The organism is Enterococcus sp. DIV2453a (genome assembly GCF_050533535.1).
Classification (GTDB): Bacteria; Bacillota; Bacilli; order Lactobacillales; family Enterococcaceae; genus Enterococcus; species Enterococcus faecalis.
Genome location: NZ_CP172899.1, coordinates 1,802,114 through 1,817,232, shown reverse-complemented (window position 1 = coordinate 1,817,232; position 15,119 = coordinate 1,802,114). Strand labels below are relative to the sequence as shown.

The window sequence follows — 15,119 nt, the reverse complement described above, 5'->3', positions numbered from 1 at the left end:
AATTTCAAGTTATTTGAAAAAGTTCCTAAATTTTTTTGATGTTTCCGCTTGCGTTCTGTGATGAAAGAAAATAATGTGGTATACTTGTTAGGAAATCTTGAGAGAGAAGTGAGGGGTATGATGTCGTTTCAATTGAATCAATTATTAGATTTGAATTATTGGCAGCAAGTCATCTCAACGGATTTCTTATCTAAGGATTTTGTTATCAATATCATAGATATCCTAGTCGTATGGTACCTCGTTTACAAATTAATCATGCTTGTTCGTGGAACAAAAGCAGTCCAACTATTAAAAGGTGTCGCTGTTTTTATCATTATCCGCATTCTAAGTGAGATAATTGGTCTACATACATTATCTTGGTTAATGAATCAAGTCATCATGTATGGTGTAATCGCCGCGGTTGTTATTTTTCAACCAGAAGTGCGAAGAGGGCTGGAACATCTAGGGAGAAGTTCGTTTTTCCGCCCGAATAAAGGTGCGCAACAAGAAGATGAGCGTATTATTCAGGCCTTTGACAAAGCCATTCAGTACATGTCAAAACGGAAAATTGGTGCTTTGATAACCATTGAACGCAATACTGGTTTAGATGAATACATTGAGACAGGTATTGATTTGGATGCCGATATTACTGGTGAATTACTGATTAATATTTTCATTCCAAATACACCACTACATGATGGTGCAGTGATTATCAAAAATGAAAAAATTGCTGTTGCTAGTGCGTATTTACCGCTATCAGAAAGCAATTTAATTCCAAAAGAATTTGGAACGCGCCATAGAGCCGCAGTCGGTATCAGTGAAGTCAGTGATGCCATTACGATTGTTGTTTCTGAAGAAACTGGTGACGTTAGTTTGACGTTGAACAATGAATTAATTCCTGGTCTAACGCAAGAAGAGTATTTAACAATTTTGCGTAAGGAGTTAATTTCGGAATCATCGGAAGATAAAAAAAGTGCTTTGCAGCATTTTATCGATGATGTAACAAAGGGGGTTAAACGCAAATGAGAAAAGCCTCCCAAAAAAGCTGGTTTAATGGTTTGCTTTCATTGCTGTTTGCATTGTTGTTATTTTTTAATGCCAATGCAACAGGCAATAATCCCTCCAATTCAGGTTCAAGCCAAACGTATAGTGAAACACTGAATAATATTCCGGTCCAAGTCCAATACGATAAAGACAAATATTATGTCTCTGGATTTGAAGAGAGTGTAAATGTTCATTTACGTAGTGCGAACCGCATTCAATTAAATATGGAATCAAATGCTGACACACGAAATTTCCAAGTGGTCGCAGACTTAACCAAATTGCCATTAGGGACTTCGGAAGTGCCTTTGACAGTTCGGGGACTAAGTTCAGCTGTTACAGCTGAAATTGAACCGAAAACAGTGACTGTAACGATTGAAAAGAGAGTAACAAAAAAATTCGATGTAGAAGCACAACTTTCTGATAACATTGAAAAAGAAGGCTACAAAGTAAAAAATATTTCTGTAGATCCAAAAACTGTAGAAGTAACAACTGGAGAAGAAACAGCGAAAGCAATTGACAAAGTGATTGCGCCAGTCTCAAGTGCCAAACAAACAATTGATACGATTAAACAAACGGTAAATGTCCAAGCGCTAGATGCCAAAGGTCAAGTCCTAAGTATCGAAAATCCAGCACCACAAGTCAAAGTAACAGTAGGCTTAACTGCGCCAACGAAAGATGTACCACTGAATGTTAGTATGACAGGTACGCCACCTGCTGGGATCGCTCATTACAATTATAGTTTATCAACGTACCAAGTTAGGGTCAGTGGCCCGCAATCAATTTTAGATACGCTAGAATCAATTGAGGTACCGGTAGATATTTCTGATATTCGCAAAGAAACAAAACAATCAGTGACTATTCCCGTTAATGGAGAATACGTAGTTACACCAGATGAGGTTGACGTTTCTTTGAGCCCCGTGTACAATCAACAACAGTCATCAAATACAAATGAAACTTCAGGGGAACCTGCAAGTTCAACAACGGTTGGCTCAGGTAGCCAAGCAGTACAACCAAGTACATCCAGTCAAGTAGAATCAAATACTTCTGAAACAACAAGTGAGGGATCAACAGTAGAAAGTACAACTGCTGGTTCAACTGAAAATACAGAGAATCAAGTGACTAAGGAGAATCAAAATGGGTAAATATTTTGGAACAGATGGTGTAAGAGGAATTGCAAATAAGGAGTTAACACCTGAATTAGCTTTTAAATTAGGACGTTACGGTGGTTATGTGTTGAGTCAACATGAAGATAGTTCAAGAAAACCTCGTGTTCTAGTAGGCCGCGATACACGTATTTCAGGTGAGATGTTGGAACAAGCATTGATTGCTGGACTATTATCAGTCGGAATTGAAGTTTTCCAATTAGGGGTGATTTCAACACCTGGTGTAGCATATCTTACTCGTTTACAAAAAGCATCCGCTGGCGTAATGATTTCAGCTTCACATAATCCTGCGGAAGACAATGGGATTAAGTTTTTTGGGGCAGATGGCTTCAAATTAGTAGACGATCAGGAAGCAGAAATTGAAGCATTGTTAGATGCAGAAGAAGACACCTTACCAAGACCTTCTGCAGAAGGCTTAGGCTCATTAGATGAATTTCCAGAAGGCTTACTAAAATATTCGCAATTTTTAGTTCAAAGTATTCCTGGCGATTTAGCAGATATGACTGTTTGTTTAGATGCTGCCAACGGAGCAACTGCAACAGCAGTCAATCGTGTCTTCGCGGATTTAGAGACAGATTTCTATACAATGGGAACAAGTCCTAATGGATTGAATATCAATGATGGTGTGGGTTCCACTCATCCTGAAGCTTTGGCAGAAATGGTTGTTGAAAAAGGCGCGGATGCTGGTTTGGCTTTCGATGGCGACGGTGATAGAATTATTGCAGTCGATGAATTAGGACGAATTATCGATGGTGATAAAATCATGTATATTTGTGCTAAATATTTAGCTGAGAAAAAACGTTTGAAAAAAGATACAATCGTTACAACAGTGATGAGTAATCTAGGTTTCCATAAAGCTGTAGAAGAAATTGGCTTAAAAGATGTGGTAACGCAAGTGGGTGATCGTTATGTTGTAGAAGAAATGCGTAAAAATGATTACAATTTTGGTGGCGAACAATCTGGTCACATGATCTTTTTAGATTACAACACAACAGGTGATGGTATGCTTTCAGGGATTCAATTGTTGAATGTTATGAAGCAAACGGGAAAAAAATTATCTGAATTAGCGGATGAAGTGACGATTTATCCACAAAAATTAGTCAATATTCGTGTCACAGATAAAAATGGTGCAATGGAAGTTCCAGCAATCAAAGCAGTTGTCGAACAAGCAGAAGCAGAAATGAATGGCGAAGGTCGTATTTTAGTTCGTCCTTCTGGAACAGAACCATTGTTACGTGTGATGGCTGAAGCGCCGACACAAGAAAAAGTTGATTATTACGTTGATAAAATTGCCGAAGTAGTACGTGCAGAAATCGGCGTTGAATAAGAACCAATTAGAAACCAGACACTTAATGCTAGCTTGCGTTAAGTGTCTGGTTTCTTTGTTGGAAATCAAAAAAAGAAAATAGCTAATAAGCTCCGTCTATCATTGACATAGAGCGGTTAAAAGGGTACTATTTTAGAAGTAAGATGCACCGCGTATCTTCTTTTTTTATTTGATAAAATCAAGAAGGGAGCGGCTGTAAATCAATGGAGTTATAGAATGGAGGAGCGAAATGAAAGAAAAAATGTCCGTCAAGACAATTGTAGCAATTGGAATTGGCTCTGCAGTTTTTGTTATTTTAGGTCGATTCGTTGTAATTCCAACTGGGATTCCTAATACGAACTTAGAAACGTCGTATCCATTTCTTGCTTTAATGTCAGTTGTTTTTGGACCAGTAGCTGGAGGGCTAATTGGTTTGATCGGTCACACGTTAAAAGATTTTACCACGTATGGTAGCGCTTGGTGGAGCTGGATTATTTGTTCAGGAATTATTGGTATTATTTTTGGCTTCGCTGGTCGTAAAATGGATCTTCAACATGGTGAATTTACAACAAATGACATGGTGCGTTTCAATATTTTCCAAGCCTTTGGCAATATCGTCGTTTGGGGCTTAATCGCGCCTAGTTTGGATATTTTGATTTATAGTGAACCCGCAAGTAAAGTGTTTACACAAGGCGTATTCGCGACTGTTTCAAATATTGTCGCTGTGGGGATTATTGGAACATTGTTGATGAAAGCTTATGCATCAACAAGAACAAAGAAAGGCAGTTTATCAAAAGATTAAGAAACTGTCGAAATAATTTAAATGGTTAAGGGTCTGCCCTAGTAATTACTTTGCTAATGCTCAGACCCTTTCTTTTATGGAGAAACTGAGGTGAGGCCGAATGAAAAAACCAATCATTACTTTTAATAATTTTTCCTTTCAATATCATAGCCAATCTGAACCAACATTAAAGGGGATTCAATTAACCATCTATGAAGGAGAAAAGGTTTTAATCGTTGGGCCTAGTGGTAGTGGTAAATCAACATTGGCGCAATGTATCAACGGGTTAATTCCCAATATTTATGAAGGTGAGATTCAAGGAACAGCTACGGTTGCTGGTAAAAATATCCAAGAAACAAGTCTATTTGATTTGTCTTTTGATGTAGGAACTGTTTTGCAAGATACCGATGGGCAGTTTATCGGTTTAACGGTTGCTGAGGATATTGCTTTTGCTTTAGAAAACGATGCAGTTGAACAAGCAGAAATGAAAAAAGCGGTCCACAAATGGTCCGAGATTGTTGAGCTGAATCAGTTATTGCAACACCGTCCACAAGATTTGTCAGGTGGTCAAAAACAACGTGTATCTATGGCGGGCGTTCTAATTAACCAATCAAAAATTTTACTTTTTGATGAACCTTTGGCTAATCTTGACCCACGAGCGGGACAAGAAACAATGACTTTGATTGACACCATTCAACAAGAAACAAAAGCGACTGTTTTAATAATAGAACATCGCTTAGAGGACGTTCTTTGCGAATCAGTTGATCGAATTATTGTCATGAATGAGGGCGCAATTATTTCTGACACAACACCAGATGAATTGTTACGTCAAGATACGTTGACCCAACAAGGGATTCGTGAACCTTTGTACGTTACAGCCATGAAATATGCTGGGATTGATTTAACACAAGTTAGTCATTTAGACAAATTAGCCGAAGTATCAGGCGAAACAGTTTTGCCCAAAATGACACAGTGGTCTGTCCAACCTAGTTCAGTTAGTGCAGTCAAAGGAGCTGAACTATTACGTTTGGAACAAGTGTCCTATCAATATGATCGTCACGGTGAAAAAGTGTTAGATGACTTCTCAGTAACTATTCATCATGGAGAAATGATCAGCATTGTAGGAAAAAATGGTGCCGGGAAGTCTACACTTTCTAAAATAATTTGCGGGTTCATCACGCCTCAATCGGGCAAAATTTTATGGGAAGGCCAGGATTTTTCCAATTATTCAATCAAAGAACGTGCAGATAAAATTGGTTATGTGATGCAAAATCCCAATCAAATGATTTCTAAAAAAATGATTTTTGAAGAAGTAGCTTTAGGATTAGTTTTACGAGATGTGCCACAAGCAGAAATTGAGGAACGTGTGACGAATATTTTACATATTTGTGGGCTGTATCCCTTCCGGAACTGGCCGATTTCTGCGTTGAGTTTTGGGCAGAAAAAACGGGTAACTATTGCATCGATCTTAGTTTTAGAACCTGAATTATTAATTTTAGATGAACCAACAGCTGGACAAGATTTTAAACATTATACAGAAATGATGACATTTTTAGAAGAATTGAACCGCTTAGGTGTGACTATTTTAATGATCACTCACGATATGCACTTAATGTTGGAATATACAACACGTGCGTTAGTAGTTTGTGATGGACGTTTACTAGCAGATGCGACTCCAGTTGCTGTTTTAACAGATGAAAAATTAATTCAAGCAGCTTCTTTAAAAGAAACGAGCTTGTTTACCTTTGCTAAAGCGTTAGGCTTGGAAAATCCCTTGCTATTTACGGAAAAATTTGTTGCTTACGATCGTGAGGTGCGTTTTGGATGAGTGAACGACAAATGTTAGGCTATCATCCTGATTCAACCTGGATTCATCGCTTAAACGGCACAAGCAAATTAGTCTTTTTAATCGTTGTCTCTGTGGCTTGTATGACCACGTATGATACTCGTTATCTGTTAGGAATGTCTGTGGTTTCGCTTGTTTTGTTAAAATTATCAAATATTAAATGGCATCAAATATCTTTTGTTATTAAATTTATTGCTATTTTTTCTTTGTTAAATATTTTAACGGTTTACCTTTTTGCACCTGAATATGGGGTTGATTTATATCAATCACGTACCGTGATTTGGGAAGGAATCGGACGGTTTACTTTGACACAAGAAGAATTATTTTATGAATTTAATTTAGTTTTAAAATATTTCTGTACGATTCCGTTGGCATTAATCTTTTTATTAACAACAAATCCTAGTGAATTTGCCTCCAGCTTGAATCGAATTGGTGTGAGTTATCGGATTAGTTATGCAGTAGCGCTGGCTATTCGTTATATTCCCGATATCCAAGAAGATTTTTTTAATATTTCTTTAGCACAACAAGCGCGAGGGTATGAGATGTCTAAAAAGGGACGGTTAGGCCAACGAATCAAAGGCGTAGCACAAATCGTTTTACCCTTAATCCTATCTAGTTTAGATCGAATTGAAACTGTGAGTACCGCTATGGAATTAAGGCGTTTTGGTCAAAAGAAAAATCGAACGTGGTATGCGCAACAACCTTTTCATCTGCGTGATTTTTCGGTAATGATACTTGCCTTATGCTTATTAGGAATCAGTTTCTGGTTATTCCATGTGAATGGTGGTCGTTTTTATAATCCATTCCAATAAATAACAAATTGATAAGGTTCTATAAATAGAACGGATATTTTTTTATTATTAAGAATCTAGTACTTTCTCTTACTATGAGTGTACTAGATTCTTTTTTTACAACTTTAAAGAACTAGACCAATTTTAGTTTTTTAGATTTTTGTTGACAAGTACCTACTTTTAATTGTATGATTGTTTATGTTTCTACGGAATATGTTTACAAAGGAGGTATATAGACCAATATCGGATAGCGCCAGACCTGAACGTTCAGGTGACGAGGAGAGAGCTTATCGAAGATTCGGCGGGTGGCTCTAGGGACTGCACTCTACAGATAACAAAGAAAAACTAATTGTGAAGTTAGAACAAAGCGGTTATCACGCAGGTAGAAACATATAATGGGATTTGCTAGTTAAACAGGACCTAGTAAATACAGAATTTCAATTGGAAAGTAGGAATTAGCATTATGTGTGGAATTGTCGGAATGATTGGAAAAGAAAATGTCACGGAAAGTTTGATTCAAGGATTAACAAAATTGGAATATAGAGGTTATGATTCTGCTGGGATTTGTGTGAATGATCAAAGCCAACAGCCCCATGTAGTTAAGGCAGTTGGGGGCATTGCCGATTTAGCAGCAAAATTAACGCCAGAAATCGATGGAACAGTTGGTATTGGTCATACTCGTTGGGCCACTCATGGCGAACCAACTGTCGCCAATGCACATCCCCATGTTTCAAGCGATCAACGCTTTGCATTAGTGCATAATGGTGTCATTGAAAACTTTGAAGAATTAAAAGAACAATTTTTAAGTGGTGCTCACTTAATTGGTGATACAGATACTGAAATCGTCGTTCAATTAATTGCTCATTTTGCTGAAAATGGTTTTTCAACAAAAGATGCTTTTAAAGCGGCTTTAGCCGAAATTAAAGGTTCATACGCTTTTGCATTAATGGATAAAATGGACCCCAATACTATCTACGTAGCGAAAAATAAAAGCCCGTTACTTATCGGTCTAGGTGAAGGCTTTAATGTTATTTGTAGTGATGCGATGGCGATGATTAAAGAAACCAATCAATTTGTTGAGATTGTTGATGGTGAAATTGTAACTGTTACAGCGGACAAAGTAGTAATCGAAACGCCAGAAGGACAAGTAATCAACCGAGAACCTTTTGAAGCGCAATTAGATTTAAATGACATTGAAAAAGGAACATATCCGTTTTATATGCTCAAAGAAATTGATGAACAACCTGCAGTGATGCGCAAAATTGTTCAAGCGTATACTCAAGGTGAAAAAGTGACTTTAGATGAGGCGTTACTTGAAAAAATTAATCAATGTGACCGAATTTACATTATTGCTTGTGGGACAAGTTATAATGCAGGTTGGGTCGGAAAATCTTTAATTGAAACGATTGCCAGTATTCCTGTGGAAGTTCATTTATCAAGCGAATTTGGCTACAACATGCCTATTTTATCTGAAAAACCGTTCTTCATTTTCTTAAGTCAAAGTGGTGAAACGGCGGATAGTCGTCAAGTACTGGTACAGGTTAATGAATTAGGGCATCCATCACTTACATTAACAAATGTTGCTGGCTCAACATTATCACGTGAAGCGGACGATACCTTGTTATTACACGCAGGACCAGAAATTGCTGTCGCTTCCACCAAAGCTTATACTGCTCAAATCGCTGTCTTAGCTATTTTAGCAAAAGCAATTGGCGAAGAACGCCAAACATTAGCAGCCGTCTCATTTGATGTGGCTCACGAATTGAGCGTGGTAGCAGCTGTCATGGAAACCTTGATTGATGAAAAACAACAAATGAAAGCCTTGGTGGAAGATTATCTGACGTATACTCGAAATGCCTTCTATATCGGGCGAGGAGTCGACTATTATGTGTCGATGGAAGCGGCCTTGAAGTTGAAAGAAATTTCCTACATTCAAGCAGAAGGCTTTGCGGCAGGTGAATTGAAGCATGGAACGATTGCCTTAATTGAAGAAGGAACACCTGTGATTGGGATTGTGACAGATGCAAAAGTCGCAGCCCATACAAGAGGCAATTTAAAGGAAGTCGAAAGTCGTGGAGCAAGAAATATTGTGATTGCCTTGGAATCCTTGGCAAAACCACAGGACCAACTGATTATTCCAGATGTGCATCCGTTACTTTCTGCCTTAGTTAGCATTGTTCCAGGCCAATTATTAGCGTACTATGCAACCTTACAAAGAGGCTACGATGTTGATAAACCAAGGAACTTAGCCAAAAGTGTAACTGTTGAGTAAATCAAGAACCTGAGAGAAAGATGTTCAACGGGTTTTCATAAGTTTTAATATCTGAGACAAAAATCACTTTAGATTTTTGTCTCAGATATTTTTTATAAAAGAAAGATATTCAGTCAAAAATGAAAGATTCCAAAGAAATTCTTTTTTTCCGTTGAAAACTGTTTGCATTTTAGCAAAATTAGATATAATTAATAAGAACCGAAAAATAAGAATTAGCCAGTGAGGTAACTTTGTTTGAAAGAAAGCAAAAAGTAGGTTAAGCTGAAAAGTGCTAATTTATTTAACAAAAAAAGATTGTGAGTTGTTTGATATGGATCAGTTTAGTACATTAACTGAACAAGAATTTACTACCTTTGCAATGACACATCCTGCAGGTAACTTTTTAGAAACACCCGAAATGAAACATTTATTGGAACGACGTGGCTGGCATTGTGAATACGTTGGCGTCAAACGAGAAGGCCAACTAATTGCTGCGTGTATCCTAAGCAAGAAAAAAGTCAAAATTGGTTATGCTTTCGACATTGACGGCGGAATTTTGATGGATTATACAGATAAAAAATGTGTAGAAGCCTTTTTCACAGGCTTAAAAAAATATGTGAAAAAAAATGATGGCCTTTATTTAACCTTTACTCCAAATAAACAAATTTGTTTACGTGATTTTAATGGCGGTGAAGTTGAAAAGGTCAATCAAGAAACATTTGACTATTTCACATCAATTGGTTTTGAACACCAAGGATTTGATGTGCACAATTTTGATGGCGCGCCACGTTGGCTGTTTGTCAAAGATATGGCTGGATTAACAGAAGAAGAGCTTTGGAAATCTTATGGAAAAGATGCTAAATATGATATCAAGAAAACATGGGAATACGGAGTAACAACCCGAGAACTTCGTTACGAAGAGCTACCTCTCTTTAAGAAATTAACGGAAGAAACAAGTGCACGGCGTAATTTTGAAGATAAGGATTTAGCTTATTACCAAGCTGTTTATGAAGAGTTTGGCGAACGAGCAAAATTTATGGTGGCGGAACTAAACTTTGCTACTTATTTAGAAAATCTTCATGAGAAATTACGCAAATTACAAGAGACGCTCAACGAAGTCAATGAAGCGTTAATTGCCAATCCTAAAAGCCGTAAAAAAAATAACCAGAAACGTGAATTTGAAGATGAAGTTCGTACCGTGCGCAAACGGATTGACGAGGCTAAAGAAATGAAAACATCAGATGAACCTGAAATTTTAGCAGGTGCCTTATTCATTGTTCATCCACAAGAAGTTGTTTACTTGTTTAGTGGTACGTATGAAAAATATAAACAATACTATGCACCGTATTTAATTCAACATAAAATGTTAACTTACACAGTAGAAAATAACATTCCCAAATATAATTTTTATGGCGTTGACGGTGTCTTTGATGGAAGTGATGGGGTTCTTAAATTCAAACAATCCTTTGGCGGTCATGTCGAAGAATTAATGGGCAATTTCCAATGGAAAGCCAAACCAATGAAATATGCCTTATATCACGCATTAAAAACAATTAAAGAAAAAGTCTAAAATTAAAACCCAATCCTTAAAAAGGAATGGCAAAGTGAGGCGTTTAAATGGAAAATCAAGTCGAGGTTATGACGTATGCACAGTTAAAAGAAATTATGCAGGCGTTAGAAGCAAACGAAGCGATTACAGAAGATACAAAGGTCTTTATTGATACAGGCTGGGATAGCGTGCAAGAAGTAGCCCCAGATGCGGTCAGTATTGAAAAAGTTGCTAAATTTACAGTAGCAGATGTTTTAACAAACGAAAGTTTTGCTGGGTATAGTTTAGAGGAAAAGGCGGAGAAGATGAACACTGAGGGCGACCTAGAAACGGCAATTATTATTCGTAATCTTTACTAAAAAAGTCCGTTTGAATAGTTAAAATCGAGGTCGGGACAGAACCGTTTAGCTCCGAGCAACGCGTAGTGTTGGTTCTGTTCCCGCCGGTTATCAGGTTTTGAGCCTGGAGCAAAAATCCAAAGTGATTTTTGTCCCAGGCTCATCTGCTTTAAATAAGAAATAAAGGAGGTTAGATATGAGTACCATTCATGAATTTCCAAAAAACTATGAACGTTTTATTGCACAAGGAGAAGAAGCACTTGTAGAACATAATCAGATCGCCGCTTTAGAAAATTTTCAACAAGCCTATCAGCTACAACAAACGCCGCCAGTAAATCAAAAAATTGTCCAATTATTGTTGGAAATGGGTGAAGCTGACGAAGCACTAGCATTGGCAGAAGCGTTCCAAGAGTCTTATTTTGAGAACCTTGAAACAGCGGCAATTTATATGCAAATTTATAGTCAAAGTCGTCGCTTTATTGAAGGGTATATTTTATTGAAGCAATTACTTCAAACTAAAAAAATAACGCTAGCACAACAAAAAACGTTAGAACAGCAATTAATGCAAGTGGAAGAGGCGTATCAACAATTAGAAACGCAGCAAATTCAAGCAATTAAAAGGAACTTGTTAGTAAGCGATCAATTGCCCGTTTATCAACAATTAGCGAACATTAAAACCAGTTTATATTTGCCTAAACCAGTATTTGTGGAAGTCGCAAAAGATTTAGTTATGAACCAAGCACTTAGTTATTTTGCTCGGGAATGGTTCATTGAAGAATTAGCACTGTTGCAATTTTCAGAACCACTGACTTTTCTTTGGTATGACAATCAGTCTCAGACAGTCTTACTAGAAGGAAAAACTGGACCGTTAAATACGCCGATCTATTCCGAAATTTGTACTGAACTTAGGAATCACTTAGAAAATGATGATCCAATTATGCTGCAGCATTTGGAAGAAGAAATTCGGTTGCATCTTGCCTATTTGTATCCATTAGCAGAGACGGTTATTTCAGATTCAACTATCTGGATCTGGGGTTATTTGGCAACCTATTATCCTGAATATATTGAAAAAGAATTGACTGAAGCAAAAGGCCATCAAATCGATGCTGTTCAAAATGTTCAACAGGCGATACGAACGGCATTTACACAAATAATGCTTTAAAAAATGGCACGTCCTAAAAGCGAGGACGTGCCATTTTTTCGGTTTCAGAAATTTGCTGAATCTGCTCTAATTGCTTTTCTTGACTGATTATTGCGGATAATAGAAAAAAGCAAGACAGAAATAAGTAAAAAGAATTCCTTGAATCAAGCAAATCACAACGAACAATGGCGTTGCTCCTGGAAAAGAATCAGAAATCCGTGTAATTAAAAATTCAACTAACCATAAAATCATTGAAAATAAAAATAATTTTTTCTGACGAGTTCTCATAGTCCGCAACAACCTTTCTGGTGATTTTCACTTCTCTATCATAACATAGAAAACGAGCTGTTTTTTCTCAAAAATTTTGTTACTTCATAAGAAAAATGGGAAAGAAACAAGTTTCAGGAAGTAATAAATGTACCCGAAAAGAATACTTAATCCATCTTAATCAAACCATACAGTCACGTTTATTGCAAAAGAAGTGTTTTTGGATGGAACAAATTATTTCATAAACACAAATATTTCTTTGTTGTTTGTATAAATGTCATAAAAGTGATTACTTACTACTTTTTGATTTTTAGACATATCCGTATCTTTCAGTGGTGCCATCTCTACTCCTAAATTCGATGAAGTATTGAACCAAACGTAATTAGGGAAGTATAGACCGTCATTTGGTGGCACGATTTTTGAAAGAATTGGGTAGTTTCGACTTGTATTAGCATAAACAGTTGAATTTTTGAAAAACGTATTTAAATAAACTTTTTTTCGTTCGTTTGTTACAACATTTTTTAAATCATCTGTTAAAACAGCTGCTTGGCGGTTGAATGCTTCTTTTTGATAGTTTAATGTGGAAGAATACACCAAAACAAATGATAAAATATAATAAGATAACAAGCTGGCCACAAGTAACGAAGTTAGATAAATTGCTTTCACTTGTCGATTGTTAAATAAACTTAACATGCTGATTGTAACGAAAACAGCAAATCCGTAAATATAGCGAGGCGCATCACCTGCGATATTTCTTGAATAGACAATAAAAATACCAAAACTTAAGAGAGAAGCAAGTCCTAAATACAAGATACAATAAAGGAAACTTAAGCCTAAGTTGATTTTGCTATTTGATAGATGACTAATAAAAAATAAAACAAGCAGTAGGAGCAGTAATAAAAGCCATAAACGATTACTCTGGTTCAATAGCTCTGAAAAATAATGGTAACTATTTTGATAAGCCACACTGGGAATATCGTGGAAACTTGGTAAGGCCTGACTGCCCCCAATGTTGTTTGTTGCGGAAGGTACAAATTTTAACTCGATAAGGTAGCTGACTATAGAAAGTAGATAAGCGATAGCAGCAAGTGCGACTTTTTTACAAAGAGCAATGAAATTTTCTCCAGCAAGTAACTGCTTGAAAGTAAGGAATAAGACGATAACTATATAAATTCCTGACGAGGCTTGGTAAGTATTAAACATAACAAACAGTGAAAAGACAGAAACCAAGAAAAACGTAAAAGAATTACGCTGCCACCAATAAAAAGGAAGAAACGAACAAAAAATACTCAATGCCATATAGGGACTATCAAACCTGAAACTAAGACATTGGAGGAACCAAGGATTGAGGCCAATTAAAGTAGCTACTAAAGAGGAACCCCAGCTAATTTTTTGGTCATTGATGATATAAATTGCCAGTATGCTTGTGAGAGATAAGATAAGACCTGTTAGAATCGGTGTGGTCAAGCCCAGATCTGTCAAATGACGACTTCCTTGAACAAACCATGAGAGAAATTCACTGCCCCAACGTGCGTAAGTCGTACCAAAATCTGTCATTCCAGCGACTTGGCGAGCATTATCATCTAAGTAAGGGAAATTGATAATGCCGATGGATAAAACTGCCACTTGATAAATTAAAATGATCAATAGAAGATAGGCTTTATTTTCAATACACCAATTCTTTAAATCAAATTTTTTTGATTCTGTAGGTAATTGTTTCATCATTGTACTCCACTCCAATAATTATTTAACAATTAAAATATACCATAACGAGTGGAATGAAGAAATTGCTTTTGTTATTTTCTCATCTTGACAGAACACTAAGGGTAGGCAAAACAAAAAAATCCCAACTCTTTATTAAAGAGTTGGGATTTTACCAAAAAGCCACCTGCCGGGCTTGAACCGGCGACCCCCACCTTACCATGGTGGTGCTCTACCAACTGAGCTAAGGCGGCACTTTCAAAGGCTAAACTAACTCGAGGATTGCAACGAAGTGAAACCCATAGAGTTCATTTTCAAAGGCTACACTGCGACGAGTAATCGTCAAAGTTCCTTTTGAAAAATCGTACAAATCTCGTGCACAAGAAATAGAATAACGTATAGACGAAAGTTTGTCAATTGCTCTTTCGTAAAAAAAGAAAAATGATTTTTTTCTAAGAAAAACTGTTGACAATCTCTTTTTTCTCTAGTAAAGTGTAAATCAACATCACAGATAACTATTCATTCGTTGAAGAGAAGAGTAAATTTTGATGACCTTCAAAAGAGAGTCCTGATTGGTGAAAAGGGACAAGGTTCAGAAAAGTTGAAGATGGCCTCTGAGAATAAATTGCTGATAAGTAAGCAATTTCGGCTAAGCACCCGTTACCATGTGCACCAAGTTAATAAAGACTTGGATAAGAGATGAGATATAAAGAATCAGTTATATTTCGAAAAAAGGTGGTACCGCGAATCATTCGCCCTTTACTAGCAAAACGCTAGTGAAGGGCTTTTTGCTGTGAATCACTACGACTGGCGCGAAGCGACAGAGTAGATGCTGTCTGCGATTACTCGACGCAGTATGGCCTTTGTAAGTGATGAACAGTACAAGATGACCGGAGGGCAGGTTGTGTCATTTGCACGAAAGTGTTCCTACGATTCTCGCCAAGGCTGTGATTCTCGTCACA

General features: G+C 36.9%; 12 protein-coding genes, 1 tRNA gene and 1 other annotated feature. Of the genes, 10 read left to right on the top strand and 3 right to left on the bottom strand.

Features of this window, described 5'->3' with window-relative positions; all coding sequences use genetic code 11:
- The first annotated feature begins 120 nt into the window (after positions 1-120).
- The 10 genes from cdaA to IGK03_RS08950 all read left to right on the top strand — a co-directional run bounded on the left by cdaA (position 121) and on the right by IGK03_RS08950 (position 12,210).
- A complete protein-coding gene (cdaA, locus tag IGK03_RS08995) occupies positions 121-1,005 on the top strand; it encodes a diadenylate cyclase CdaA (RefSeq protein ID WP_002389035.1) in 885 nt (294 codons plus the stop codon).
- The gene (locus IGK03_RS08990; protein ID WP_002374494.1) at positions 1,002-2,165 is read left to right on the top strand and encodes a CdaR family protein; all 1,164 of its coding nucleotides are present in this window, start codon (positions 1,002-1,004) and stop codon (positions 2,163-2,165) included. Before cdaA ends, IGK03_RS08990 begins: the two co-directional genes overlap by 4 nt.
- The gene (gene glmM, locus IGK03_RS08985) at positions 2,158-3,513 is read left to right on the top strand and encodes a phosphoglucosamine mutase (protein WP_002356936.1); all 1,356 of its coding nucleotides are present in this window, start codon (positions 2,158-2,160) and stop codon (positions 3,511-3,513) included. Before IGK03_RS08990 ends, glmM begins: the two co-directional genes overlap by 8 nt.
- A gap of 229 nt (positions 3,514-3,742) precedes the next feature.
- Positions 3,743-4,294 carry an ECF-type riboflavin transporter substrate-binding protein gene (locus IGK03_RS08980; RefSeq protein WP_002356937.1) on the top strand — a complete coding sequence of 184 codons (552 nt, stop codon included), beginning with the start codon at positions 3,743-3,745 and terminating at the stop codon, positions 4,292-4,294.
- A 100-nt stretch (positions 4,295-4,394) separates the two neighbouring features.
- Positions 4,395-6,101 (top strand): ABC transporter ATP-binding protein, encoded by a 1,707-nt coding sequence (locus tag IGK03_RS08975; RefSeq protein WP_002356938.1) that lies wholly within the window; start codon positions 4,395-4,397, stop codon positions 6,099-6,101.
- The gene (locus tag IGK03_RS08970) at positions 6,098-6,931 is read left to right on the top strand and encodes an energy-coupling factor transporter transmembrane component T family protein (protein WP_002356939.1); all 834 of its coding nucleotides are present in this window, start codon (positions 6,098-6,100) and stop codon (positions 6,929-6,931) included. Before IGK03_RS08975 ends, IGK03_RS08970 begins: the two co-directional genes overlap by 4 nt.
- A 442-nt stretch (positions 6,932-7,373) precedes the next feature.
- On the top strand, positions 7,374-9,182 hold the full coding sequence (gene glmS, locus IGK03_RS08965; RefSeq protein ID WP_002356940.1) for a glutamine--fructose-6-phosphate transaminase (isomerizing): 1,809 nt from the start codon (positions 7,374-7,376) through the stop codon (positions 9,180-9,182).
- 310 nt (positions 9,183-9,492) lie between these two features.
- Positions 9,493-10,731 carry an aminoacyltransferase gene (locus IGK03_RS08960; RefSeq protein WP_002362084.1) on the top strand — a complete coding sequence of 413 codons (1,239 nt, stop codon included), beginning with the start codon at positions 9,493-9,495 and terminating at the stop codon, positions 10,729-10,731.
- 47 nt (positions 10,732-10,778) lie between these two features.
- On the top strand, positions 10,779-11,069 hold the full coding sequence (locus IGK03_RS08955) for a hypothetical protein (RefSeq protein ID WP_010713265.1): 291 nt from the start codon (positions 10,779-10,781) through the stop codon (positions 11,067-11,069).
- Positions 11,070-11,244: 175 nt separating this feature from the next.
- Positions 11,245-12,210: a hypothetical protein gene (locus tag IGK03_RS08950; protein ID WP_430602244.1), complete on the top strand. Its 966-nt coding sequence runs from the start codon at positions 11,245-11,247 to the stop codon at positions 12,208-12,210.
- Positions 12,211-12,297: 87 nt separating this feature from the next.
- On the opposite strand, the gene IGK03_RS08945 is transcribed toward IGK03_RS08950, so the two are convergent.
- The 3 genes from IGK03_RS08945 to IGK03_RS08935 all read right to left on the bottom strand — a co-directional run bounded on the left by IGK03_RS08945 (position 12,298) and on the right by IGK03_RS08935 (position 14,411).
- The gene (locus IGK03_RS08945; protein ID WP_002383739.1) at positions 12,298-12,477 is read right to left on the bottom strand and encodes a hypothetical protein; all 180 of its coding nucleotides are present in this window, start codon (positions 12,475-12,477) and stop codon (positions 12,298-12,300) included.
- Positions 12,478-12,690: 213 nt separating this feature from the next.
- Positions 12,691-14,181: a glucosyltransferase domain-containing protein gene (locus IGK03_RS08940; RefSeq protein WP_010775961.1), complete on the bottom strand. Its 1,491-nt coding sequence runs from the start codon at positions 14,179-14,181 to the stop codon at positions 12,691-12,693.
- Positions 14,182-14,338: 157 nt separating this feature from the next.
- A tRNA-Thr gene (locus IGK03_RS08935) sits at positions 14,339-14,411 on the bottom strand.
- A 263-nt stretch (positions 14,412-14,674) separates the two neighbouring features.
- Positions 14,675-14,920: a binding site (T-box leader), on the top strand.
- Positions 14,921-15,119: the final 199 nt, after the last annotated feature.

Excerpts from the sequence above, each read along its gene's own strand:
- IGK03_RS08970 (WP_002356939.1), top strand. The coding sequence starts at position 6,098 with ATGAGTGAACGACAAATGTTAGGCTATCATCCTGATTCAACCTGGATT.
- glmM (WP_002356936.1), top strand. The coding sequence starts at position 2,158 with ATGGGTAAATATTTTGGAACAGATGGTGTAAGAGGAATTGCAAATAAG.
- IGK03_RS08945 (WP_002383739.1), bottom strand. The coding sequence starts at position 12,477 with ATGAGAACTCGTCAGAAAAAATTATTTTTATTTTCAATGATTTTATGG.
- IGK03_RS08950 (WP_430602244.1), top strand. The coding sequence starts at position 11,245 with ATGAGTACCATTCATGAATTTCCAAAAAACTATGAACGTTTTATTGCA.
- IGK03_RS08975 (WP_002356938.1), top strand. The coding sequence starts at position 4,395 with ATGAAAAAACCAATCATTACTTTTAATAATTTTTCCTTTCAATATCAT.
- IGK03_RS08960 (WP_002362084.1), top strand. The coding sequence starts at position 9,493 with ATGGATCAGTTTAGTACATTAACTGAACAAGAATTTACTACCTTTGCA.
- IGK03_RS08980 (WP_002356937.1), top strand. The coding sequence starts at position 3,743 with ATGAAAGAAAAAATGTCCGTCAAGACAATTGTAGCAATTGGAATTGGC.
- cdaA (WP_002389035.1), top strand. The coding sequence starts at position 121 with ATGTCGTTTCAATTGAATCAATTATTAGATTTGAATTATTGGCAGCAA.
- IGK03_RS08940 (WP_010775961.1), bottom strand. The coding sequence starts at position 14,181 with ATGATGAAACAATTACCTACAGAATCAAAAAAATTTGATTTAAAGAAT.
- glmS (WP_002356940.1), top strand. The coding sequence starts at position 7,374 with ATGTGTGGAATTGTCGGAATGATTGGAAAAGAAAATGTCACGGAAAGT.
- IGK03_RS08990 (WP_002374494.1), top strand. The coding sequence starts at position 1,002 with ATGAGAAAAGCCTCCCAAAAAAGCTGGTTTAATGGTTTGCTTTCATTG.
- IGK03_RS08955 (WP_010713265.1), top strand. The coding sequence starts at position 10,779 with ATGGAAAATCAAGTCGAGGTTATGACGTATGCACAGTTAAAAGAAATT.